Genomic DNA, 24,000 nt, shown 5'->3' with positions numbered 1-24,000 from the left:
AGGTTTTACGTTGTCGCTTACTCTGGGGAACTCCCGTCGTTTAGAGGATCTGACTCTGCATTCGGGTTGGAAGGGTCGACTTCCCTCTCTGCTTGCTTACGATGAGCAATACGGCTACTTGCCGCAGCAGCTACCGCACCTACGATATCATCTAGGAAAGTGTGCACCTGTCCACTGGATTTATCATTAAGCCTTTCTAATATTCCAGGTTTTAGTTTGTCTACATATCCATAATTCGTAAATCCAATACTCCCATATACGTTAACAATGGAAAAGGCCAATATTTCATCTACGCCATAAAGTCCTTCATCATTGACCAGCATCTCCTGCAATGGGGAGAGGAGTTTGCCTTCCTCAGCCAATATATCCAGTTGTATTCCGGTTAAGACGGCATTCTGAACTTCGCGCTTACTGAGAACCATTTCAACATTGTGAACACATTCCTCCATAGTTAGGGCAGGATAGTATTTTTTTTGCAGAAACAGGACGAGTTCAGCGATTTCGGGAATGGTAACTCCTCTTTGGTGAAGTAACTCATGGGTTGTATCCGATACGACCTTGCTATTTAAGCTATAAGAATTCTTTTCGTTTGCCATAACTGTTCACATCATCCTTTGTAATAGAATAAACTTCTCACTTAGGTCCCAAAAACGTAAAAAGTAGTTATTTTTTTGAAAAGGGCTCGTATATATACTAGTACAAACTGTATAAAATGGTTAAGGAGGCGCGATAATAATGTTGAAGAAAATGAAAATCCGAAATATCTCCGTTGCTGGGTTAATAGTCGTTCCCATCATATTGTCTGGGTGCAGTGGTTTCAGTAGTCAATCAATGGAAATTGATCCACCCCCTGCTCAAATTGAAGCTGATATGCTTCAGTCCATGAATGGCAGCGCTCCAGAAGCAACGAAAGAGCAAATGACACCGACATCGACTGTTTATTTGGCAGACCAACATGGTTTACTGGCTCCAGTATCTTTAGGAATTCCTCCAAAGGATAATAAAGATAATATGCTCCTTCGTCAATCTCTTGAGGCGCTGGTTAAAGATGGACCTTATGCAACCTATCTACCACAAGGCTTCTCAGGTGTATTGCCTAAAGGAACAGAAGTAAAGATGGTCTCTATTGAGAAGGAAAAAAAGTTAGCTGTTGTAGAATTCAGTAAGACCTTTACTGAATATGATGCCTCAAATGAAAGGAAAATGCTAGAGGCTGTAACTTGGACACTCACAAGTGATCCTAGTATTGAGCAAGTTCAATTCTGGGTAGAAGGTAAAAAGATAACCGAAATGCCCCTTAATCATACACCACTTGATCAGAATCTTGGACGAAGTATGGGTATCAATTTAGAAAAAGGAGATGGAGCGAGTTATACGAGTTCTAGCTCGGCAACGATATACTTCTCTTCAGAATCACCTGCGGGCATACAATATTATGTGCCGATCACCCGGCTTGTAGTATCTGGACAGGATACACTTCACGCAGCTCTTAGCGAGCTCATTCGTGGCCCCCAGCCAAGAGGTGGGTTAGAAAGTGTTATGACGACAGGAACTTCCTTGCAGTCAGTGAAGACGGCTAAAGATGGAACAGTAACCGTATCACTTAAGGAAGATATGTTTATTAAAGGTGAGAAGATTCCTTCACAACTACTACAGTCCGTCGTACTGACCGTTACGGAGAATGTTGGAAATAACAAGGTCGTGATCCAAATGAATGGCGAGTCCAATGTAATAGGTGATGACGACCAAAATTACAGTGAGCCAGTATCAAGGCCTCAGTATATTAACGAAATACCGCTATAATTAGGAAATCCTACTTCAAAAGATGCTTTTATTGCTACACTTTGATAAAATAAGGTTTGCAAAATAGGACGCTAATGATGTAGGAGGCAGATAATATTGAGATCGAACGGACGGAATAACGATCAATTACGGGATATGAAAATAACTACAAATGTGAATAAATATGCGGAAGGCTCTGTGTATATAGAAATGGGAGATACCAAAATACTCTGCACAGCAACTGTGGATGAGAAAGTACCTCCATTCTTAAAAGGGCAAGGAAAGGGCTGGGTAACGGCAGAGTATTCTATGTTACCACGAGCGACGCATACCCGAAATCATCGTGAAGCGAATCGTGGCAAGCTAACGGGCCGGACGATGGAAATTCAACGGTTAATCGGTAGAGCACTTCGTTCTGTAGTGAATTTACATGCTTTGGGTGAACGTACAATCACATTGGATTGCGATGTGATTCAAGCTGATGGAGGGACAAGAACAACCTCAATTACAGGCTCATTTGTAGCTCTTTGTATAGCAGTAAATAAGATATCTCAACAGCATCGACTGCCTGTATTCCCGATTACCGATTATTTAGCTTCTGTTAGTGTAGGCGTTGTAGGAGATCAAACACTATTGGATCTAAATTATGAAGAAGATTCCAAGGCTAAAGTAGATATGAATTTGGTCATGACGGGAAAGGGGCAGTTTGTGGAACTACAAGGAACGGGTGAAGAAAGCCCCTTCTCACGTCAAGAGTTGGATGAAATGCTTCAGCTTGGTGAACAGGGAATCAAAGATATTATTACGCGTCAGCAGGAAACATTAGGTCCAATTGCTCTTATGATCGGAACTGGATTAACTGGAAAAGGTGTCTAACATGAAGCTAGATCAAGACATTGTCATTGTTGCCACTAAGAATAAAGGGAAAGTTAGAGAATTTGAGCATGCTTTTGCGCTACTAGGTAAACAAGTGAAAAGCATGTTTGACTATCCTAACCTTCCGGAAGTGATTGAAGACGGACATACTTTTGTAGAGAATGCTCTCAAAAAGGCTAAAATGGTTGGGGACGCGCTTGGTTTGCCTGTTCTTGCTGATGATTCAGGATTATGCGTAGAGGCATTGGATGGACGTCCAGGCGTATATTCTGCACGTTATGCGGGTAAGAATGCAACGGATCAGGAGAACAACGAGAAGCTATTGCAAGAGCTTGAGCAATTGAAACAAGGTGAAGATACAGAACAGACATTGTTAAGTCCAGCAAGCTTTAACTGTTCATTGGTGTTATATAACCCCTCTTCAGAAGAACATATGGAGACTTTTGGATCTGTGGCAGGCTGGATCACTTCAGATGTAGCGGGTACCGGTGGATTCGGTTATGATCCGCTCTTTTATGTTCCTCAGTATGAGAAGACGATGGCTGAGCTCTCATTAGAGGAGAAACAATCCATAAGTCATCGTGGGATTGCTTTGCGAGAGTTAATCGATCGCTTGCAGAAATGAATGTTATTACAGGAGAATAATCAAGCTGAGGAATACGATATGGCTTGATTATTCATTAATTGATAAGAAGGCTGCCCTTGGGCGGCCTTCTTTTTTCAAAGTCATACAGATATATGCCGAAAGAGAGCATAATACGCCAGAACGAGTAGTAAATTTAGCGTATCAGAATGCATTAGACGATGTCTATAGAATGATATATGAGCTTTGCTCAGAGGAGACCCGTATGCAGATGAGGGAGTCTGGGGTAAGCGCGTTTCTTCATTCATACGATGGATAATAACCAAAAAATAATACTTATATCCGCTCACTAGTGTAACCATACTAATACCAGGAGGTGATCGTAGTGGCGGATAAATATAAGAAAAATAAAGGCAACAAGTATGCCCATAATAATGAATTTGCTGAGGATGTCATGTCCAAGAATCATGCACAACACGTTCAAGATAAAGTAAACTGGCGTCGTGGAAATAAGTAATTTAAAATTAGCTATTGATTAATTGTGAGGGTGCGGTATAATAAACAACGCACCCTTTTCATCAGGAGCAATGTTATATGATCATGTCTTAGTAGCTCAGCTGGATAGAGCAACGCCCTTCTAAGGCGTCGGTCGGGGGTTCGAATCCCTCCTGGGACGTATACAGAAAACTCTCCATTATGGAGAGTTTTTTTGCGTTCTAGGGAGTGAGAACCCTATCTTTTGATTCAAAATGGGCATCTGTACAATCAGAATATCTCCGTTAACTATAGAATGCTCTTATCAAACAATAGGAGGTATGTTATTTTATGGTTAGAGTGAGCCCGTGGTTTCAAAGACTATGCAACCAATTTTCATCCATTTATAGGTGGAGAACATGAAATAGATCCGGGTCCTGTTTGTTTAGTCATTCTTCTTCCGATTCTTTGATCAGTGCGCGACGAGAATTACCTTTAAGTTTATCCACAATTATTATTATTTCTCATTGGAAAAATAGTGAATATTTGATAAGATAGCATAAAGGCCTCCTACACGAGGTCTATATTTTTATGGAGGGATAAATAATGGTACTATTTTACGTCGAATTTGAAAGGGAAAATCTTCAAACAGGAGGTGAAATCTACTATGAACCATAGTACGATCCTCCAAAACTCCAATACACAGTTGGTAAACCAGCTGGTTTTCTTTGATGAAGAGAAGAAGTTCTTCTTGATGCAATATATACCAGATGATTCTAAAGAGCAGAAAAGGATCGATCAAATTCTTTCTATATATACGACATCGCTTGAAAAGATCATTTCTGAACGAAAAGAAGGCTCATTAAATTCTATGGTTCTTATTGGTAGCGAGGTGACCCTTCGTTATGAGGATGATGGTTATGAGGAGAAGTACATCATTGTGTTCCCTCATCAAGTAGATCCAAGTAAGAACTGGATTTCATTTCTATCTCCGATGGGATTGCAACTATTAATGACTGAAATAAATAAAACGTATGAAATTATCGTACCTTCAGGTCATATTGGAGTGAAGATACAAGAAGTTAAATATATGAATTACGGTAATATAGACAAATAATAAGGAATGTTGCATGATGAATGAGTAGTAAAGTAATTGATGAATTTAGGAGGGCTTATATGATACAGGTTAAAGAGTTCGTAGATTCAGATAATTCCTATGCAGAGAATAAGGCGAATCAGTTTTTAGCTGGATTAAAAGAGGAACAAGTGATTAATATACGTTATGGATCGGTAGTGAAATCCAGTGTATCCAAAACGGAACGTCAAAGAAGCACGATCTTAGTCGTCTATAAGACAGCAGAATAGCGTAAAAGCAAATAGTATTGTATACGTTTTCTTAAGGATTCTTTATACATTTACTCTAAAGTGGTATCCCACATTTCGATTGTTGCAATTACCATAGCTAGTATCTGTCTGTAACACAAAAAAAAGCCCTCCAAAAAGGAGGGCTTTTTTATAATATGTCCCAGGAGGGATTCGAACCCCCGACCGACGCCTTAGAAGGGCGTTGCTCTATCCAGCTGAGCTACTGAGACTCGAAAAATCAACAATGAATAATATATCATGGATGCGATAGAATATCAAGCACTAATTGTGTTGAATTTTTTTTTGATTTTAAAGAGGGTATGATATAATCTACAAATGTGAGTTTAAAAGATGACTTTTTGAACAACCTGTACAATTAACAGAGTTTAAGCAAAGAGAGGAGGGGCACTTATTAACGACATCATTTCCTCTGCGAAAGATAATCTGATTCTTTTTCCAAAAACATTGGATTATTACCAAATACAACTTACGCTTATGTTGGAAAGTGAACGCTATGGTGAGGCGATGGATTTACTTCGCTTTCTACTTCAATGCCAGGGGCAAGAAGAGAGATATGTTGATGAATGGCAGGCTTTACTTGAATGGTTAGAGACTGCTTTTCCTCAATATATTTCTGGAGTAGATAATGAACAAGCAACTATAGATGGTGAAATTGAATTAGATGAGGAAGATCTAGCTCGGCGTAATGCGGAGTGGAAGTTTGCTGAAGATGCTGATTACGCTAATAAATTGCTAAGCATTGTGAAGAATGAAGTCTTGTCTGAACAGACGATGCTCGCATTGGAACAACTCTCCTACTTGAATGGCGACGCCATTAATCAGGAGTTGGTTAATTGGTTGCAGAGCCATGACATTCATCCACTGCTTCAATATCGAGTTCTACAGACATTACATCAGCGTGGTATGCAAGGAAGTATTACTTTTATGAGGGGACAAGAACAGGTTGAAGTTGATATTGAGAGTATTCCGACAAAAGATAGCGAATTTCCGCTAGTTGTTCAGCAAATTGTAGATCGGGTTGCTCAGTACACTGAAGTTCAAGAGCCGACCTTGTTTTATTTCGCTCAAGAGTTATGGTCACAATTTATTAAGGCGGTATATGGAACAAATGCTTATCTATCCATGTTAACAGAAGAAGATTTGGTAATGGATATATGGGCGGCAGCGCTCCATCAGACGGTATCTGAAAGTCTAACAGGAAACCGCAATGAAGAGGAGACTCGGGCAATATACGGGATTACAGAGAACTTCCGTTTTCGATTCGAACAAGCCTACCGAGTGATGAAACAGTTTGTTACAGAAGGTGAAGCATAATAAACTGTTATGACGCCTTTTTGAACATTTACTTTTAATATAATAATTAATTTAGGATTCTAGGTTGAACCTACCCTTGAAAAAAGGTACAATGTTGTTTATACTATAATGGTTGTTCTGTGCGTGAAATATAAGGATTAAGTATAGAGTGGAACTTATACTTTCTTATTTTCTATAAATAAACCATGAGAATTATTTTGGAGGGGAAGGCATAAAATGAAAGCAACTTGGGAAAAAATAGAGAAGAACCTTGGGGTTCTTGAAGTTGAAGTAGAAACAGAGCGTGTAGCTGAGGCGCTTGATAAAGCTTTTATGAAAGTATCTAAGAAAGCTAATGTACCTGGATTCCGTAAAGGAAAAGTACCGCGTTCTGTCTTTGAAGCACGTTATGGAGTAGAAAGCTTGTATCAAGATGCTATTGATATTTTGCTTCCAGAAGTGTACACACAAGCGGTAGACGAAACGGATATCTTCCCGGTAGATCGCCCAGAAATTGATATTGATCAATTTGCTAAAGGTGAAGTATTTAAGTTCAAAGCTAAAGTTACTGTTAAACCAGAAGTAACTTTAGGTCAATACAAAGGCGTAGAAGTACCAACACAAAAAGTTGAAGTTACTGAAGATGAACTGAACGAAGAATTAGTTCGCTTACAAGGACGTCATGCAGAGCTAGTTATTATTGAAGAGGGTACTGCTGAGAATGGTGACATCACAATCATTGATTTTGATGGTTCCGTTGACGGTGTTCCTTTTGAAGGTGGACAAGCTGAGCGTCATTCTTTGGAACTGGGAAGCGGTTCGTTCATTCCAGGCTTTGAAGAACAAGTTATAGGATTGGCTACTGGCGATCAGAAAGACGTTGAAGTAACATTCCCTGAAACTTACCAAGTAGAAGAATTAGCTGGTAAGCTAGCTGTCTTCAAAGTGAAAGTTCACGAAATCAAGCGCAAACAACTTCCTGAATTGGACGATGAATTCGCTAAAGATGTAAGTGAATTCGAAACATTGGATGAGTACAAGGTAGACTTGAAGACACAACTAGAATCACGTAAAGACCAAGAAGCGAAAGGTGTTCGTGAAGGTCTTGTAGTGGATAAAGTTGCTGAATTAGCAGAAGTTGATATTCCACAATCGATGATTTCAAGTGAAGTTCAGAATATGATGACTGATTTCGATAATCGTCTTCGTTCACAAGGTATGGATCTTGAGATGTTCTTAAGCTTCTCAGGTCAGACTAAGTCTGATCTTCAAGAGCAAATGAAAGTTGATGCAGAGAAACGTGTTCGTAACAATCTCGTACTTGAGCAAGTTGCTAAGGATGAGAAGATTGAAGTTACCGAAGAAGACGTTACGAGTGAATTGGCTACATTGTCTGAATCATACAAGCGCTCTCCTGAAGAACTACGTAGTGTTCTAGAAGCTAATGGATCATTGAACAGTCTACGTGAAGAGATTTCTCTACGCAAAACAGTTGATTTCCTACTGTCTAACAGTAAGGAAGTTGCTCCTGTAGAAGTTGAAGATGAAACTCCAGAAGAAGACAAATAAGAAAATTATTATAGTGGTTGATGAGGTGCGTTTTTTTGACGCGCCTCATTTTTACCTAAACTGACCAAAAAATGGATAATACATGTGAAAATTGGGTTTGTTTTAAAAAAAAGGACGGTATAGCCGTGTTTGCTTGATACATACTTATTTAAAGGGATTATGTTGCATACTTATTGCGTATGTTGAAAAAATGACATCGCGCTTCTAACATGTTAAAATATTGATGAGATATGAAATTGTATTTTTAAAAGGAAAAGAGGTTGGTCAAATGAGTCTCGTACCTATGGTTGTTGAACAAACCAGTCGTGGAGAACGTTCTTCTGATATTTACTCCAGATTGCTTAAGGATCGCATTATTTTTCTGAGTACTGCCATTGACGATGATGTTGCCAATCTTGTCATAGCACAGCTGTTATTTCTAACTGCTGAGGACCCAGAGAAGGATATTAGTCTATATATTAACTCACCAGGTGGTTCTGTCACAGCGGGAATGGGGATATATGATACAATGCAATTCATAAAGCCAGATGTATCTACGATTTGCGTGGGTATGGCGGCAAGTATGGGATCTTTGCTATTGACCGCGGGAGCGAAAGGTAAGAGATTTGCGCTGAGTAATAGCGAAGTGATGATTCATCAGCCTTTGGGAGGTATTTCAGGGCAGGCATCAGATATACGGATTCATGCGGATTGGATCTTGAAGACAAGAGAAAAGCTTAATCAAATATATGTAGAACGAACCGGTCAACCTCTTGACAAAATCGAGATGGATACGGATCGTGATTTCTTCATGAGCGCTGAAGAAGCAGTGTCTTATGGACTTATTGACAAAGTACTATCTTCACCGAACAAATCTTAAGGGGTGGTAATATGTTTAAGTTTAATGATGAGAAAGGGCAACTTAAATGTTCTTTCTGTGGTAAAACTCAGGAACAGGTGCGTAAATTAGTTGCAGGTCCTGGCGTTTATATATGTGATGAGTGCATCGAGTTGTGTACTGAGATTGTAGAGGAAGAGCTAGGGCATGAGGAAGAAGTGGATTTGAAAGATATCCCGAAGCCTAAAGATATTTGCGATATTCTCGATCAATATATTATTGGGCAGAATCAAGCTAAGAAATCATTGTCTGTTGCGGTCTATAACCATTACAAACGAATTAATACACAAAGTAAGATTGATGACGTAGAGTTATCTAAGAGTAATATCCTCTTGTTGGGTCCTACTGGATCAGGTAAGACATTGCTAGCTCAAACGATGGCCAAAATTCTTAACGTACCTTTTGCAATTGCAGATGCGACATCATTAACTGAGGCTGGCTATGTGGGTGAGGATGTTGAGAATATTCTATTGAAGCTTATACAAGCAGCTGATTATGACGTGGAGAAAGCGGAACGTGGCATCATCTATATTGATGAGATCGATAAAGTGGCTCGCAAGTCGGAGAATCCATCGATTACACGCGATGTATCGGGTGAAGGGGTGCAGCAAGCCCTTCTTAAAATTCTTGAGGGAACTGTTGCATCTGTTCCGCCTCAAGGGGGACGTAAACATCCTCATCAAGAATTCATTCAGATTGATACTACAAATGTATTGTTTATCTGCGGTGGTGCTTTCGACGGGTTGGAGCAATTAATCAAACGTCGTATCGGTAAGAAGGTAATCGGATTTAACGGCGGTGGAGAAGCTCAGAAAGATCTGAATCCTGGTGAGTATCTATCTATGGTTCTACCAGAGGATCTGTTGAAATTTGGTCTAATACCTGAATTTGTAGGGCGCCTACCTATCATTTCAAGTTTGGAGCCTCTAGATGAGAACACATTAGTTCGGATTCTTACTGAACCGAAGAATGCATTGACTAAACAGTATCAAAAACTGTTGGAAATGGATAATGTGAATCTGGAATTCGAACCTGCAGCGTTGGTGGCTATTGCTAAGGAAGCCATTAAACGTAATACGGGTGCTCGTGGTTTAAGAGCAATCATTGAAGGCATTATGCTTGATGTGATGTTCGAGGTTCCGTCTCGCGACGACATCGAAGATTGCGTTATCACCGAGCAGGTAGTTCAAGAGAAAGTAGTTCCTGAATTAAGTGCCAGCACTAAGGTTAGCAAGAATCAAGAAGAGAGCGCCTAAAGGGTTGTGAATACCATAGGGCTTATGTAGATAGATTGCCGAAGTTCCACTTCCAGCCCTGTACGTGCAGCTATTGACGTCGGGGCAAGGGGTGGAGTTTTAGCGTTAAAGGGAGAGGCTAACTATGTTTTCAAGAAAAGACACACGTTCTGTTAAAGTTGGAGACCTGATCATAGGTGGAAATAACGATGTGATCATTCAAAGCATGTGTACGACGAAGACGGCAGATGTGGAAGCAACAGTGGCTGAAATATTACGTTTAGAAGAAGCGGGTTGCCAAATGGTGCGGGTTACCGTTAATAATGAGGAGGCCGCTGCTGCAATCAAAGAAATAAAGAAACAGATTCATATCCCATTAGTTGCGGATATTCATTTCGATTATAGATTAGCTTTAGCTGCTATTGAGAACGGCATTGATAAAGTGCGCATTAATCCTGGTAATATCGGACGTCGCTCCAAGGTAGAAGAAGTCGTAAAAGCCTGTAAAGCGAAGGGAATACCTATACGAATTGGGGTTAATGCTGGTTCACTTGAGAATCATTTGCTTGAGAAATATGGTTATCCGACACCTGATGCTATGGTTGAGAGTGCACTTTTTCATATAGGAATACTGGAAGAGTTGGACTTTCATGATATTATCGTTTCTTTAAAAGCATCGGATGTACCTATGGCTCTCGAGGCTTATCGCAAGGCCGCTGAAGTTATCCCATATCCATTGCATCTAGGGATCACGGAAGCAGGAACGTTGTTCTCGGGTACAATTAAGAGTTCGGCAGGTATTGGTGCTCTACTCTCTATGGGGATCGGTAACACCCTACGGATTTCGCTTAGTGCGGACCCTGTCGAAGAGGTGAAAGTAGCACGTGAGATTCTAAAGGCATTTGGTCTGATCTCGAATGCTCCAACATTGATCTCTTGTCCAACTTGTGGAAGATTGGATATTGACTTATTCTCTATTGCTAATGAAGTAGAGGAGTATATATCTAATTTAAAAGTACCTATTAAGGTATCCGTACTTGGTTGTGCTGTGAATGGCCCAGGCGAAGCGCGTGAAGCGGATATTGGTATTGCTGGTGCACGTGGAGAAGGGATGCTTTTCCGCTACGGAGAGATGATCCGTAAGGTACCTGAAGCTGAGCTAGTTAATGAATTGAAGAAAGAAATTGATCATATCGTTGAAGTGTATGAAGCTACTGGAGAAATACCAGGTCGCAATCATCAGCATCAATCCTAATTATAGTGTAAGTACAAAAGCTACAGGCCGTAAGTTATCGGCCTGTAGCTTTTTTGACAGATAAGAGCGGATGTAGCCTATAGACATTACTTCCTAACCATGACAGTAACGATACATTCAAGTCATCTAAATCTAACCATGTGAAAGTCCTTTAGACATATTTCCAGCCGAAAATCACAATAAGTGCGTTTATTGAATGAGGAAAAGGCTATACTACCAAGTATTAGCCTAATGGGAGTTATAGAAATGGGAGGAAAACTATGAATTTAAGTATGATATTTATGGTGATTCAATTGTTCTTTGGTGTCATTATCGGGATTTACTTCTGGACTTTGCTACGGGGTCAGAAGACAAACCGAACAGCAATCGATAGGGAGTCGAGGAAAGAATTAGATAAGTTACGGAAACTACGTTCTATATCACTTACCAAACCTCTTTCAGAGAAAACCCGACCACAATCGATTGATGATATTGTAGGACAAAAGGAAGGATTACGTGCTTTAAAAGCAGCGCTATGTAGTGATAATCCTCAGCATGTCATTATTTATGGGCCTCCAGGAGTGGGGAAGACAGCGGCAGCCAGGGTTGTATTGCAGGAAGCTAAAAAAAATCCGACTTCACCTTTTAAAAGTGAAGCGAAATTTACGGAAATTGATGCAACCACTGCTCGATTTGATGAGAGAGGAATAGCAGACCCTCTCATTGGATCTGTTCACGATCCGATATATCAAGGGGCCGGCTCAATGGGAGTTGCGGGTATTCCGCAACCTAAACCCGGAGCTGTGACGAAAGCGCATGGTGGAATTCTATTTATTGATGAGATTGGTGAATTACATTCGATCCAATTAAATAAACTATTAAAGGTACTTGAAGATCGCAAGGTTCTCTTGGAAAGTGCATATTATAACTCTGAAGATAATAATACGCCTGCTTATATCCATGATATTTTTCAGAATGGCTTACCTGCTGATTTCCGTCTCGTTGGTGCGACGACTCGTTCCTCGGAAGAAATTCCACCTGCGCTCCGGTCCCGCTGTATGGAAATATACTTTCGACCGCTACTGCCCGATGAAATCGGCATGATTGCAGAAGATGCTATTGCAAAAATAGGTCTTAAACCATGTCCTTCGGCTGTAGAAGTGGTGAAGAAGTATGCTACCAATGGAAGAGAAGCTGTCAATATCATTCAGCTCGCAGCTGGTTTAGCATGGACTGAAAAGAGAGACTCATTAGAGGCAACAGATGTGGAGTGGGTAGCTAATAGCAGCCAACTCCAACCTCGGCCTGAACGTAAAATACCAACGCATTCACAGGTTGGAGTAGTTAATGGACTTGCTGTGTATGGATCAAATCTAGGAACATTACTTGAAATTGAAGTATCTGCTTCTATAAGTTCAAAGGGTCAAGGGAAAATCAATATAACAGGTGTGGTGGAAGAGGAAGAGATTGGCGGTGGAGCTCGGACGATTCGCAGGAAAAGCATGGCGAAAGGCTCAATAGAGAATGTCCTCACAGTTCTTCGTTTAATGGGGCTTAACGCCAGTGATTACGATTTGCATATTAACTTTCCTGGTGGAACTCCGATTGATGGTCCATCTGCTGGTATTGCGATGGCAACGGCAATCGTGTCAGCAGTAAAGAATATACCGATTGATCACAAGATAGCGATGACTGGAGAGATTAGCATTCACGGTAAGGTGAAGCCTGTTGGTGGTGTTATTGCCAAGGTTGAGGCAGCATTTCAAGCTGGAGCAACAACAGTCATCATACCTAAAGACAACTGGCAGGCTCTGTTTGCAGATCTTAATGGGTTACAAGTTATCCCAGTTGATCACATTCAGGAAGTATTCCATCATGTGTTTGGTAAGGAACTGGTGAATCATCTACAAGAAACGACACTGTCTGAGTTCCCGGATGTATACACTGGAATATCATCATCTCTCCTTCAGGCGAAATCTGTTACACAAGGTCAAGTGACAGATTCGAGTAGCATTTAGAAACCGCGTTATATTGGTGTTTCAGCCATTCTTTTGTTAAAATATAAAAATGCATATGCGTAAAAAGAGCAACTGGAGGTGTGAAAGCGATGGGGTCTATTAAATCGAAAGGTCGTCGTTTTCCTTTGCTGCCTTTGAGAGGACTTCTTGTATACCCAAGTATGGTGCTTCATCTTGACGTGGGTCGTGAGAAATCGGTCAAAGCATTGGAGAAAGCGATGATAGAAGATAATTTAATTCTCCTTTGTTCTCAGTCTGAAGTGAACATTGAAGAACCGGAGCAAGAGGATATATTTAGAGTCGGTACAGTAGCGAAAGTGAGACAAATGTTGAAACTTCCAAACGGAACCATTCGTGTGCTAGTTGAAGGTGTGGAGCGAGCGGAGGTTCTTCAGTATACAGATAATGAAGAGTATTACGAGGTTATTGCCCGTGTACTTCCAGAATTAGAGATTGATGATCCAGAGATTGATGCTTTAATGCGTACAGTTCTTAGTCAATTTGAATATTATATTAATTTGTCAAAGAAGGTTACTCCAGAGACGTTAGCCGCTGTTTCGGACATTGAGGAACCAGGCCGACTATCAGATGTGATTACCAGTCATTTGACTTTGAAGATTAAGGATAAACAAGAGATATTAGAGACTGTTGATATTCGAGAACGGCTTGAGAAGCTTCTAGATATTCTTAATAACGAGCGTGAAGTGCTTGAATTGGAGCGAAAGATTGGTCAGCGAGTTAAGAAACAAATGGAGAAAACGCAAAAAGAATATTACCTCCGTGAACAGATGAAGGCTATTCAAAAGGAATTAGGCGAGAAGGAAGGTCGGGCGAACGAAGTGGATGAGCTTCGTGAGCAGATGGATGGAAAGGAACTTCCCGAACAAGTAAAAGAAAAAATTGAGAAAGAGATCGATCGGCTTGAAAAGATGCCTTCAAGTTCAGCAGAAGGTGGAGTCATCCGTAATTATGTTGATTGGTTACTCGCTCTGCCTTGGTCTAATGAAACGGAATATGATCTAGATCTCCAGAAAGCAGAAGATATTCTGAATGAGGATCATTATGGTCTTGATAAACCGAAAGAACGCGTTCTGGAGTACTTGGCAGTACAAAAGCTTGTTAAGCAAATGAAGGGGCCGATACTGTGTCTTGTTGGACCTCCAGGTGTTGGTAAAACATCACTTGCACGTTCAATAGCCCGATCACTTGAACGGAAATTCGTACGCATATCGCTCGGAGGTGTACGAGATGAAGCCGAAATTCGTGGACACCGTCGCACGTATGTAGGAGCCATGCCAGGTCGTATCATTCAGGGGATGAAATCTGCCGGCTCGATGAATCCGGTGTTTCTATTAGATGAAATAGATAAAATGGCATCTGATTTCAGAGGTGATCCTTCGTCGGCTTTACTTGAAGTGCTTGATCCAGAACAGAACAATACATTTAGTGATCATTTCATCGAGGTACCATTTGACTTATCTAAGGTGATGTTTGTTACGACAGCCAACGCTATTCATAACATTCCAAGACCTCTTTTGGATCGGATGGAAATACTCCATATTCCGGGTTATACAGAACTTGAGAAGCTTCAGATTGCCAATCGTTATCTGTTGCCGAAGCAAAAGCGTGAACATGGCTTGGAACCTGATCAACTACAGGTCGATGAGGATGCCTTATTGAAAGTGATTCGTGAGTATACGCGTGAATCAGGCGTTCGGAATTTAGAGCAACAGATTGCTTCTTTGTGTCGTAAGGCTGCTAGAAAGATTGTTTCACAACAGGATTTGACCATTATCATTACCCCTGTAGATATTAAGGAGAACCTTGGAATTGCTAAATTCCGTTATGGTGTAGCTGATCTTGAGGATCAGATTGGAACGGTAACGGGACTTGCATGGACCGAAGTAGGCGGAGAGACGTTAATGATTGAAGTGACAGTCGTGCCAGGTTCAGGTAAACTAATATTGACAGGTCAATTGGGTGACGTGATGAAGGAGTCTGCACAGGCCGCCTTTAGTTATACTCGTTCCCAATCCGAAGTGCTAGGAATCGATTCTGACTTCCATGAGAAGAATGATATTCATATCCATATTCCTGAAGGTGCCATTCCTAAAGATGGACCATCGGCAGGGATTACGATTGCTACTGCATTGGTTTCGGCTTTGAGTAAGAGATTTGTCTCCAAGGATGTGGCTATGACAGGTGAGATCACGCTGCGTGGACGTGTACTACCAATTGGAGGACTGAAAGAGAAATCACTAGCTGCCCATCGTGCAGGCTATAAGAAAATTTTGCTCCCTAAAGATAATGAACGGGATTTAAGTGAGATTCCGGACAGCATAAAGAATGAAGTGGAATTTATTCCTGTGTCTCATATGGATCAGGTTCTGCAACATGCGCTTGTGGAACGTAAGGGAGTGCACTAGAGAGGGATTATAACTATGAAAGTAACCAAATCCGAGTTCGTGATTGGTGCCGTTGGGCCTGATCAATACCCGGGCGATGGCTTGCCAGAGATTGCTCTGGCAGGTCGCTCGAATGTGGGTAAGTCATCATTAATTAACCGCATGATTAATCGTAAGAATTTAGCTAGAACGAGCTCAACTCCTGGTAAGACTCAGCAATTAAACTATTATGTCGTTAATGATGAATTGTATTTGGTTGACTTTCCTGGATATGGATTTGCCAAAGTATCTAAGTCGCAGCGACTTGCATGGGGAAACATGATCGAGAAGTATTTACTGGAAAGAGTGACATTGAAGTTGTTGCTACTTGTAGTAGATCTGCGGCATCCGCCTTCCAAGGATGATATGATTATGTATGATTGGGTGTCACATTATGATATTCCTGTCTGTGTTGTAGCAACGAAGGCTGACAAGATTCCTCGTAGCCGATGGGCCAAGCAGATTAAACAGATGAAGGAAAGTTTGGGTTTACGGATCGATCATCCGCTAGTCTTATTTTCATCTGATACAGGCTTAGGCAAGGATGAACTGTGGAGTATTATTAAAGCTAATATGAGTGCTACTGAAGAAGATGATGAGGATGAAGCACTAACTGAAGTGTAATAATTTTATATTTCCGCTGAAATGGGTGCCTTAAAGTGATACGGTAGCATCGCTAGCATCGGAAGCGTGATCTCCTTGAATAAGGAGATCATAGTCGTTTTTATTTGACAAATAACCATGGAGGTCCGTGGTTATTTGTTTTTTCACACTCCCATACAATGTTACATAGCTATAAATGTGATAAGGGGGCGGTATAGTTGCGTCGAAGAAAGTACAAAGACATTATATTCACTTGTGTATTACTACTGTTAGTTGGGAGTTTGTTGTATCAGGGCTATCAATTATTAAAGCCCAATGAGGTGAAAGTGGATGCATCCCAGATGCTTTATGAAGTTGTTTATTTTCAAATGGAAATATTGAATTCCTCCTTGATGGAGGCTACTCATATGAATAATACGAAAGAGTTAGATCGAGTGAAATTGGCAGCTTATTCAGCTAACTTCGGACATGAACGGATGGTTAGGGCTTTTGGTAAGAAAGAGATAGAATATTTGCCAGCCATTGATGAATTGGTTAATATGATAACAGGCTGGCAGATTGCTGGAGATCGTTCGATTAATCAGCAGGAACGTGAGTTATTAGTTGATTTCAGTTCTAAATTTACTGACTTAATACCGATTTATAGCATTATTGTGAATAGTAACCATCAGGTGAATTCAGTACAAGCTGAGCAATTGAGCAAACTAAGTAAGCAGTTAGATGATCTTATTTCAAAGTGAAAGTTCATTCATTACGATACAGGTTCATAAACATGTCAATAAATCGTCATGGAGATTTTAATTAATGTGATATAATTAACATAAATGAATTATGATATAACTACGAGTTCCAAAAGCTTATTTTTTGAACAAACTCTATATAGTTCGGAGATATTTAAATTATTTGGGGTAGGTGACTTTATATATGCATATCGTCGTTGTAGGATTAAATTATCGGACAGCGCCTGTGGAAGTGAGAGAAAAGTTCACATTCGCAGATAAGGATTTACCGGAAGCTCTAGACCAATTAAAGCATACCAAAACGGTTTTGGAAGGTGTCATTGTTGCAACTTGTAATCGGACAGAAATTTATGTAGTCGTGGATCGTCTACATATGTGCGGTTATTTCATACGAGGTTTCATGGAACAGTGGTTCGGTATTTCCCGTGAGGAATTCACGAAACACATATATATATATGAAGATGAACAAGCAATATCTCATTTGCTACGCGTGACATGTAGCCTGGATTCTATGGTGCTTGGAGAGACGCAAATTTTAGGTCAAGTTCGTAGTGCATTCCTAGAGTCACAAAGGAATAATGCAACTGGAACTTGGTTCAACATGCTATTTAAGCAGGCAGTTACCCTAGGGAAAAGAGTGCATACTGAGACGACTATTGGAGAGAGCGCGGTATCCATTAGTTATGCCGCAGTTGAACTAGGTAAACGGATTTTCGGATTGTTTACAGATAAGAAAGTATTGATCCTCGGCGCGGGTAAGATGAGTGAATTAACTGTGAAGCATTTGTATGGAAATGGAGCGGCCGAAGTTATTGTTGCCAACCGCACGTTGTCACGTGCTGAAGAATTAGCTAAGAAGTTTAATGGCACACCATGTACTTTAGATATGGCAATTTCGCGCTTAGATGAAGTGGATATACTAATCAGCTCCACAGGTGCCGAAGAATATGTATTAACTTCTGCGCAAGTGAAGGAGAGTATGAAGCGTCGTCAATCACGGCCATTGTTTATTATTGATATTGCTGTGCCAAGGGATATAGATCCTATTATTGGTGATATTCATAATGTATTCCTGTATGATATCGATGATTTAGAAGGGATAGTACAGAGTAATCTTGAAATGCGTCGAACGGAAGCAACTAAGATTGAGATCATGATTGAGGAAGAGATCATTGTGTTTAATCAGTGGTTGAAGACGCTTGGAGTGAGACCTGTTATTCGAGCTTTACAAGAAAAGTCCAATGTAATTCACGAAGAAACGATGGAAAGTTTATTCAATAAACTACCTGAACTGGATGAACATCAACGGAAAGTGATCCGTCGTTTAACTAAAAGTATCGTGAACCAGATGTTGCATGATCCGATTAATCGAATTAAGGAATTGACTGGTGAGAAGAATGGTGAGGACTCCCTGGATGTCTTTACACAGATATTCGCTTTAGAGAATCAGCTGAATGACACTAGAGATGATGGTATGATGGTTGGAACACAGCATGTATTGGTGGGTACAAGCAGTAAATCTTCTACGGAGATCAAATCATCTCTTTCTAAGGCATCTTTGATGCCGGCCAGCCTGTAGAGGTGGGTGAGATAAGATGTTATTATTAAGTAGAATTTATGATGCAGGCATTTATATTTATGCCCTGAGCCTTTTGTTCTTTTTCTCTGATTGCATTCGACGCAATTTGAGAGCGAAGTGGACAGGCACAGGGCTTCTTGTTGTTGTATTTGTATCTCAATTAACGATCCTTGGAATTCGGATGTGGGAGGATCGTATTGCTCCAATTTTCACCCTATATGATTTCTTATTCATGTTTGCATTCATTCTTGTCATAGCATCATTAGTGATGTGCTTTTTGAAAAAGTCTGAATTTGCTGTTCTTTTGTTAAGTGTGATTGGCTTTTGTGTTTTTGTGCTTAATCACTTGTGGTTCGATTTCAGTAATGATCCTATGAGTAATTGGCAAGGTGTACATGGGTTGTTAGTATTTCATATTATTTTGGCAAATCTAAGTGTAGTATCGTTTACAGTTGCTGCTGTATTTGCAGTGATGTATCTATTTTTGCATAAGAAATTAAAAGACAAGAAATGGAATGACACAGTTAGACGACTACCGAGTCTTGAAATGATGGACAAATACTCTTACTATGGCATGGTAACGGGCCTACCACTTCTATCTGTATCACTAATCGTGGCTGTGCTGTCCATTGTTGCCGAAGGGCGTTTAGAATTGCTGTTGGATTCTAAGGTAGTGACCACTTTCATGGGATTGAGTATTTTTATATTGTATTTTGTTAAAAGAAGGGCTAAGAAAAATTCCGGTGTAGTGATATCAAAGTGGGCATTAATCGGATATGCCGTTATTATTATAAATCTTCTTCTGAATTCGTGGTCTAAATTTCATTGGTGGACAGGAGTGTGAGTGGATCAATGGCGGGATATATCCCCATCATGCTAGAGTGTGAAGATCGGCGCTGTCTTGTTGTGGGTGGGGGAATGATCGCGGAGAGAAAGATTAAGGCACTCCTTGAAGCACGAGCGAATGTAACCGTGATTAGTCCAGAGCTTACGCATGAATTATTTGTATTATATAAAGAGGGTCGTATTCAATGGAAACAAAGAGGTTTCTCTGATGGTGATACTGCGGGACATTGGATTGTTCATGCTACAACAAATCAAGAAGATCTGAATAGAACAATAGCGGAGGAAGCCAAAGAAATGGCGATTCCAGTTAATGTAGCGAGCAATGCAGAGTTAGGTACATTTATCACTCCAGCTGTCATGAAGCGCGGACGACTAACCATTGCTGTATCAACTTTAGGTGCGGGTCCCACAATAGCCAGGAGTATAAGCAATACTTTAGCCGAGCAGTATGGTGAAGAGTACGAGCTATATCTTGATTTCCTGTACCATATGCGTTCAGAAATAAAAAAAGGAGTTGCATCACTTGAGCAACGTGGTAAGTTATTTAGAAAATTAGCGCAATGCTCTATTCTGGGGGATATTCGACAGGGTACCTATAAGGAGTGGAGTCAAGCAGAAATACAAATGTGGATTATGGAAAATAAGGGGGAATAAGAAATGCGAACGATTATAGTAGGTAGTAGACAAAGTGCACTTGCTTTAACGCAAACGGGACAAGTTATTCAGGCGTTGCAGAAAATTAGTGATGAGCATGGGTTTGATTTTAAATTTGAGGTTAAAAAGATTGTTACAAAAGGGGATCGAATTCTCGATGTGACTCTTTCAAAGGTTGGTGGTAAAGGGTTGTTCGTTAAGGAGATTGAGCAGGCGATGCTTGACGGAGAGATCGATATGGCCGTACATAGTATGAAGGATATGCCCTCAGAGTTACCGGAAGGTCTAATGAATGCCGCTGTGCCAGTTCGGGCTGATGCACGCGATTGTCTTATCTCCTTGGATGGATTGGATTTAGATCAACTACCACATGGCGCTAAGGTTGGGACGAGTAGTTTACGGCGTTCAAGTCAACTGAAGGCATATCGTCCAGATCTGCAGTTAGAGCCTATTCGCGGTAATATTGACTCGCGACTCCGGAAGCTTGAGGAAGGTGAATTCCAGGCCATTCTACTAGCAGTAGCGGGTTTGAAACGTATGGGCTGGGAAGATAGAATTACATCTTATATTTCGGTAGATGTCTGTCTGCCTGCTGTTGGGCAAGGTGCACTAGGTATTGAATGTCGTGTAGATGATGAGGGAGTTCGTAAACTTCTTGCTCTGTATAATGATAAAGATACTTCGATGACAGTAGCAGCAGAGCGTAAATTTCTAGGTGTATTAAATGGTGGCTGCCAGGTTCCGATTGGGGCTCATGCGATATGGGTGGATGATACTCAAACAGGTTCTAAAGTTATACAATTAACAGGTATGGTTGGTTCTCCAGAGGGGGATGTCATTTTGAAAGAAATGGTGACGGGTACTGACCCCGAGAAGCTTGGTCTTGAAGTAGCAAACAAGTTAATTGCTCAGGGAGCGGAGAATATATTGGCGCAAGTAAGGGGATGAAGGGATGTCGTTAACATCTGGTAAAGTATATTTGGTGGGGGCAGGACCAGGAGATGCTGGTTTAATTACTGTCAAAGGCTTGGAATGTATCAAAAAAGCAGACGTAGTTGTGTATGATCGTTTGGCAAATCCACGTTTGCTACAATCGATGAAACCTGGGGCCGAGAAGGTATACGTTGGCAAACTTCCAGACAGACATACGATGAAACAGGAAGATATTAATCAGCTGTTAGTGGACTTGGCTTTGGAAGGTAAGACAGTGACTAGGTTAAAAGGTGGAGACCCAACTATCTTTGGTCGTGTTAGCGAGGAAGCAGAACTACTGTGGAAGCATGGTATCCGTTATGAGATCGTTCCGGGAATAACTTCCGCGATAAGTGTTCCGGCTTATGCAGGTATTCCGGTGACTCATCGTGATTTGTCTTCTTCACTTTCGATTATTACGGGTCATGAAAGTCCGGACAAGCTTGATGTAAAGATACAATGGGATAAGTTAGCGAATGCTACGGGAACCCTTATCTTTATGATGGGTGTTGCTAAGATAGGGTACATAAGTGAGCAATTGATCACACACGGTCGTCTTGCTAGCACTCCTGTAGCGCTCGTACGTTGGGGAACTCGTGCGGAACAGGAAACATTGACTGGGACGCTTGCAGATATTGAGGATAAAGTAAAAGCTGCTGACTTTCAGCCTCCCGCTGTAATTGTTGTAGGTGATGTGGTACTACAGCGTGAGAAATTAATGTGGGCAGAATATATGCCACTTTTCGGCAAACGTATTCTTGTAACCCGTGCTCGTTCCCAAGCGAGCGGGTTGGCTAACAGAATTGAGGAGCTTGGTGGCGAACCATATGAGTTTCCAGTTATTGATATAGTGAGACCGACAGACTCGAAGGAAATACTAGATATACAATCGTCATTTGCTAAATTAGAGGAGTATGATTGGATCTTCTTCACCAGCGTGAATGGAGTAGAATTCTTCTTTATGCATTTACAGGAACATGGACGAGATGTCCGTTCATTATATCGTGCAAAAGTGGTAGCTGTTGGACCGGCTACTGCAGAAGCCTTGATGTCACATGGTATCATCCCTGAGCAACTTCCAGAAGTATTCCAAGCAGAGGGAATGGTGGAGATGTTGGGGGCACAGTTGAAGGCAGGACAGAAGGTTCTGCTACCACGAGGAGATAAAGGTAGAAAGTGGCTTCCTGAGAAGCTTATGGAGATGGGGCTTGAAGTGACCGATACGGTTACATATCATACGGTTATAACGGGCGAAGATGATAGCGAACTGTTAAGAATGTTTGATGAGGGCAGTATTCATGCCATTACGTTCACTAGTTCCTCAACCGTGACGAATCTCCTAACCATCATGAAGCGGATGGGGATTCAAGATCCTGTCAAGCAATTGGAAGGTGTTGAAACCTTCTGTATTGGGGAAATTACAGCTATGACCGCAAAGGAAGCGGGATTAACTGTAGGGATGATTGCGGAAGAAGCGACGATTGAGAGCGTGGTTCAATCTTTATGCCGTTGGAACGCAGTGCAGAACTGAAAAAAAAGATCGTGAAGAACCTTGCGGAGGGGACGGAATTGTTCTGAAGAAGCGATAGCGCTCGCCTACAAGCTTTCCATAGGAAAGCTACTTCGAAAGCATATGCTTATGAATCGGATTTCTACCACATATAGGTGGTATACAATCAAGAAATCCGAGGGCAACAGCGATCGTAAGAATAATCCGTCACCGTAGCGGTCATGCAACAGAAATAAGTTTACGCTTCCGATGCGAGTTTTTTCGAAGTAAATCTTGAAGTGTATGCTTAAAAACTTTTAGGAGGTTACAACCATGAGTTTTCCATTAGTGCGGCATCGCCGCTTACGACAGTCTGCTGCTATTCGGAGTATGGTACGGGAGACTGTTCTAAATGTGCAGGATTTGGTGCAGCCTATCTTCGTTGCATATGGTACAAATGTGAAGAAGGAGATTTCCTCCATGCCAGGCGTGTACCATTTCTCGCTCGACATGTTGAAGAGTGAAGTGGACGATATTGTAGCTTTGGGCATTCCAGCAGTGTTATTGTTTGGGATACCGGAAACGAAGGATAGCATTGGATCATCAGGATTTGCAGATGATGGCATCGTACAAGAGGCAACGCGTCTTATTAAAGGTTGGTATCCTGAATTGTTAGTTATTGCGGATACTTGTTTATGCGAATTTACGGATCATGGGCATTGTGGGATGGTACATACTTTTGAACATGAAGGTCATATTTGTGGAGATGTGCTTAATGACGAGTCACTCGTATTGCTTGTCAAGACCGCAGTATCTCAAGCGAAAGCAGGAGCGGATATCATCGCACCATCTAATATGATGGATGGATTTGTACGAGCAATTCGTGAAGGGCTTGATGAAGAGGGATATCAGAACATTCCCATTATGTCCTATTCGGTGAAATATGCTTCTGCATTCTATGGACCTTTCCGTGAAGCAGCAGACTCTGCACCTCAATTTGGTGACCGTAAGACTTATCAAATGGACCCTGCCAATGCCAGAGAAGCGCTTAGAGAAGCAGAATCTGATGTGCTTGAAGGTGCTGATATGCTTATGGTGAAGCCAGCCCTGGCATATTTGGATATTATGCGAATGATTAAGGATCAATTCGATCTTCCACTGGTTGCATATAATGTTAGCGGAGAATATTCCATGGTTAAAGCTGCTGCACAGCAAGGTTGGATTAATGAGAAAGCCATTGTTCAGGAAATGCTTACGGGTATGAAACGAGCTGGTGCAGATATCATTATTACTTATTTCGCAAAAGATGTAGCTGGTTGGATCGCAGGAAAATAGAAGGATAGGAG

At 41.1% G+C, this 24,000-nt stretch carries 22 protein-coding genes and 2 tRNA genes; 22 read left to right on the top strand and 2 right to left on the bottom strand.

Features of this window, described 5'->3' with window-relative positions; genetic code table 11:
- Window positions 1-17: 17 nt before the first annotated feature.
- Window positions 18-596 (bottom strand): phosphatidylglycerophosphatase A family protein, encoded by a 579-nt coding sequence (locus tag AC1TO9_RS10940; protein WP_482055601.1) that lies wholly within the window; start codon window positions 594-596, stop codon window positions 18-20.
- A gap of 139 nt (window positions 597-735) precedes the next feature.
- Between AC1TO9_RS10940 and AC1TO9_RS10935 the strand changes: the two genes are divergently transcribed.
- From AC1TO9_RS10935 to AC1TO9_RS10905, 7 genes are all read left to right on the top strand, one after another.
- Entirely contained in the window at window positions 736-1,803 is a 1,068-nt protein-coding gene (locus AC1TO9_RS10935) for a GerMN domain-containing protein (protein WP_482059171.1), read from the top strand.
- Window positions 1,804-1,896: 93 nt separating this feature from the next.
- On the top strand, window positions 1,897-2,658 hold the full coding sequence (rph, locus tag AC1TO9_RS10930; protein ID WP_482055678.1) for a ribonuclease PH: 762 nt from the start codon (window positions 1,897-1,899) through the stop codon (window positions 2,656-2,658).
- Between the two features lies 1 nt (window position 2,659).
- The gene (locus AC1TO9_RS10925) at window positions 2,660-3,283 is read left to right on the top strand and encodes an XTP/dITP diphosphatase (protein ID WP_482055603.1); all 624 of its coding nucleotides are present in this window, start codon (window positions 2,660-2,662) and stop codon (window positions 3,281-3,283) included.
- A 343-nt stretch (window positions 3,284-3,626) separates the two neighbouring features.
- Window positions 3,627-3,758, top strand: coding sequence for a hypothetical protein (locus tag AC1TO9_RS10920; RefSeq protein ID WP_482055604.1), 132 nt, complete (start codon window positions 3,627-3,629; stop codon window positions 3,756-3,758).
- Window positions 3,759-3,843: 85 nt separating this feature from the next.
- A tRNA-Arg gene (locus tag AC1TO9_RS10915) sits at window positions 3,844-3,917 on the top strand.
- 465 nt (window positions 3,918-4,382) lie between these two features.
- Entirely contained in the window at window positions 4,383-4,832 is a 450-nt protein-coding gene (locus AC1TO9_RS10910; RefSeq protein WP_482055605.1) for a GreA/GreB family elongation factor, read from the top strand.
- Window positions 4,833-4,891: 59 nt separating this feature from the next.
- Window positions 4,892-5,080 (top strand): sporulation protein Cse60, encoded by a 189-nt coding sequence (locus AC1TO9_RS10905; RefSeq protein ID WP_482055606.1) that lies wholly within the window; start codon window positions 4,892-4,894, stop codon window positions 5,078-5,080.
- 156 nt (window positions 5,081-5,236) lie between these two features.
- On the opposite strand, the gene AC1TO9_RS10900 is transcribed toward AC1TO9_RS10905, so the two are convergent.
- A tRNA-Arg gene (locus AC1TO9_RS10900) sits at window positions 5,237-5,310 on the bottom strand.
- Window positions 5,311-5,545: 235 nt separating this feature from the next.
- Here AC1TO9_RS10900 and AC1TO9_RS10895 point away from each other — a divergent pair.
- From AC1TO9_RS10895 to hemB, 15 genes are all read left to right on the top strand, one after another.
- Window positions 5,546-6,415: a hypothetical protein gene (locus tag AC1TO9_RS10895; protein WP_482059170.1), complete on the top strand. Its 870-nt coding sequence runs from the start codon at window positions 5,546-5,548 to the stop codon at window positions 6,413-6,415.
- A 216-nt stretch (window positions 6,416-6,631) separates the two neighbouring features.
- The gene (gene tig, locus AC1TO9_RS10890) at window positions 6,632-7,963 is read left to right on the top strand and encodes a trigger factor (protein ID WP_482059169.1); all 1,332 of its coding nucleotides are present in this window, start codon (window positions 6,632-6,634) and stop codon (window positions 7,961-7,963) included.
- A 268-nt stretch (window positions 7,964-8,231) separates the two neighbouring features.
- A complete protein-coding gene (gene clpP, locus AC1TO9_RS10885) occupies window positions 8,232-8,822 on the top strand; it encodes an ATP-dependent Clp endopeptidase proteolytic subunit ClpP (RefSeq protein ID WP_482055679.1) in 591 nt (196 codons plus the stop codon).
- An 11-nt stretch (window positions 8,823-8,833) separates the two neighbouring features.
- Window positions 8,834-10,096: an ATP-dependent protease ATP-binding subunit ClpX gene (gene clpX, locus AC1TO9_RS10880; protein WP_482055609.1), complete on the top strand. Its 1,263-nt coding sequence runs from the start codon at window positions 8,834-8,836 to the stop codon at window positions 10,094-10,096.
- Window positions 10,097-10,220: 124 nt separating this feature from the next.
- A complete protein-coding gene (gene ispG, locus AC1TO9_RS10875; protein ID WP_482055610.1) occupies window positions 10,221-11,330 on the top strand; it encodes a flavodoxin-dependent (E)-4-hydroxy-3-methylbut-2-enyl-diphosphate synthase in 1,110 nt (369 codons plus the stop codon).
- A gap of 260 nt (window positions 11,331-11,590) precedes the next feature.
- Entirely contained in the window at window positions 11,591-13,327 is a 1,737-nt protein-coding gene (gene lonB, locus AC1TO9_RS10870) for an ATP-dependent protease LonB (protein ID WP_482055611.1), read from the top strand.
- Window positions 13,328-13,416: 89 nt separating this feature from the next.
- Complete coding sequence (gene lon / locus AC1TO9_RS10865; RefSeq protein ID WP_482059168.1) at window positions 13,417-15,753, top strand: endopeptidase La; 2,337 nt, start codon at window positions 13,417-13,419, stop codon at window positions 15,751-15,753.
- Window positions 15,754-15,768: 15 nt separating this feature from the next.
- Complete coding sequence (yihA, locus tag AC1TO9_RS10860) at window positions 15,769-16,395, top strand: ribosome biogenesis GTP-binding protein YihA/YsxC (RefSeq protein WP_482055613.1); 627 nt, start codon at window positions 15,769-15,771, stop codon at window positions 16,393-16,395.
- A gap of 197 nt (window positions 16,396-16,592) precedes the next feature.
- Window positions 16,593-17,114, top strand: coding sequence for a hypothetical protein (locus AC1TO9_RS10855; RefSeq protein WP_482055614.1), 522 nt, complete (start codon window positions 16,593-16,595; stop codon window positions 17,112-17,114).
- 184 nt (window positions 17,115-17,298) lie between these two features.
- On the top strand, window positions 17,299-18,693 hold the full coding sequence (hemA, locus tag AC1TO9_RS10850; RefSeq protein ID WP_482059167.1) for a glutamyl-tRNA reductase: 1,395 nt from the start codon (window positions 17,299-17,301) through the stop codon (window positions 18,691-18,693).
- Between the two features lie 16 nt (window positions 18,694-18,709).
- The gene (gene ccsA, locus AC1TO9_RS10845) at window positions 18,710-19,537 is read left to right on the top strand and encodes a cytochrome c biogenesis protein CcsA (RefSeq protein WP_482055616.1); all 828 of its coding nucleotides are present in this window, start codon (window positions 18,710-18,712) and stop codon (window positions 19,535-19,537) included.
- A complete protein-coding gene (locus tag AC1TO9_RS10840; protein WP_482055617.1) occupies window positions 19,534-20,193 on the top strand; it encodes a precorrin-2 dehydrogenase/sirohydrochlorin ferrochelatase family protein in 660 nt (219 codons plus the stop codon). Before ccsA ends, AC1TO9_RS10840 begins: the two co-directional genes overlap by 4 nt.
- A gap of 3 nt (window positions 20,194-20,196) precedes the next feature.
- A complete protein-coding gene (gene hemC / locus AC1TO9_RS10835; RefSeq protein WP_482055618.1) occupies window positions 20,197-21,141 on the top strand; it encodes a hydroxymethylbilane synthase in 945 nt (314 codons plus the stop codon).
- A 4-nt stretch (window positions 21,142-21,145) separates the two neighbouring features.
- Window positions 21,146-22,696 carry a uroporphyrinogen-III C-methyltransferase gene (cobA, locus tag AC1TO9_RS10830; protein ID WP_482055619.1) on the top strand — a complete coding sequence of 517 codons (1,551 nt, stop codon included), beginning with the start codon at window positions 21,146-21,148 and terminating at the stop codon, window positions 22,694-22,696.
- A 291-nt stretch (window positions 22,697-22,987) separates the two neighbouring features.
- Window positions 22,988-23,989 (top strand): porphobilinogen synthase, encoded by a 1,002-nt coding sequence (gene hemB / locus AC1TO9_RS10825; RefSeq protein ID WP_482059166.1) that lies wholly within the window; start codon window positions 22,988-22,990, stop codon window positions 23,987-23,989.
- The last annotated feature ends 11 nt before the right edge of the window (window positions 23,990-24,000 follow it).

It is taken from the genome of Paenibacillus sp. Y916 (assembly GCF_056786435.1).
Note: the sequence above shows the minus strand (reverse complement) of the source record. Positions and strands in the feature narration are given on the sequence as shown.

What these genes read in the sequence shown, in the direction of transcription:
- AC1TO9_RS10910 (WP_482055605.1), top strand. Translation starts at nt 4,383, where the DNA reads ATGAACCATAGTACGATCCTCCAAAACTCCAATACACAGTTGGTAAAC.
- clpX (WP_482055609.1), top strand. Translation starts at nt 8,834, where the DNA reads ATGTTTAAGTTTAATGATGAGAAAGGGCAACTTAAATGTTCTTTCTGT.
- ispG (WP_482055610.1), top strand. Translation starts at nt 10,221, where the DNA reads ATGTTTTCAAGAAAAGACACACGTTCTGTTAAAGTTGGAGACCTGATC.
- AC1TO9_RS10940 (WP_482055601.1), bottom strand. Translation starts at nt 596, where the DNA reads ATGGCAAACGAAAAGAATTCTTATAGCTTAAATAGCAAGGTCGTATCG.
- hemC (WP_482055618.1), top strand. Translation starts at nt 20,197, where the DNA reads ATGCGAACGATTATAGTAGGTAGTAGACAAAGTGCACTTGCTTTAACG.
- lon (WP_482059168.1), top strand. Translation starts at nt 13,417, where the DNA reads ATGGGGTCTATTAAATCGAAAGGTCGTCGTTTTCCTTTGCTGCCTTTG.
- cobA (WP_482055619.1), top strand. Translation starts at nt 21,146, where the DNA reads ATGTCGTTAACATCTGGTAAAGTATATTTGGTGGGGGCAGGACCAGGA.
- lonB (WP_482055611.1), top strand. Translation starts at nt 11,591, where the DNA reads ATGAATTTAAGTATGATATTTATGGTGATTCAATTGTTCTTTGGTGTC.
- yihA (WP_482055613.1), top strand. Translation starts at nt 15,769, where the DNA reads ATGAAAGTAACCAAATCCGAGTTCGTGATTGGTGCCGTTGGGCCTGAT.
- clpP (WP_482055679.1), top strand. Translation starts at nt 8,232, where the DNA reads ATGAGTCTCGTACCTATGGTTGTTGAACAAACCAGTCGTGGAGAACGT.
- tig (WP_482059169.1), top strand. Translation starts at nt 6,632, where the DNA reads ATGAAAGCAACTTGGGAAAAAATAGAGAAGAACCTTGGGGTTCTTGAA.
- hemA (WP_482059167.1), top strand. Translation starts at nt 17,299, where the DNA reads ATGCATATCGTCGTTGTAGGATTAAATTATCGGACAGCGCCTGTGGAA.
- AC1TO9_RS10905 (WP_482055606.1), top strand. Translation starts at nt 4,892, where the DNA reads ATGATACAGGTTAAAGAGTTCGTAGATTCAGATAATTCCTATGCAGAG.
- AC1TO9_RS10935 (WP_482059171.1), top strand. Translation starts at nt 736, where the DNA reads ATGTTGAAGAAAATGAAAATCCGAAATATCTCCGTTGCTGGGTTAATA.
- AC1TO9_RS10925 (WP_482055603.1), top strand. Translation starts at nt 2,660, where the DNA reads ATGAAGCTAGATCAAGACATTGTCATTGTTGCCACTAAGAATAAAGGG.
- hemB (WP_482059166.1), top strand. Translation starts at nt 22,988, where the DNA reads ATGAGTTTTCCATTAGTGCGGCATCGCCGCTTACGACAGTCTGCTGCT.
- ccsA (WP_482055616.1), top strand. Translation starts at nt 18,710, where the DNA reads ATGTTATTATTAAGTAGAATTTATGATGCAGGCATTTATATTTATGCC.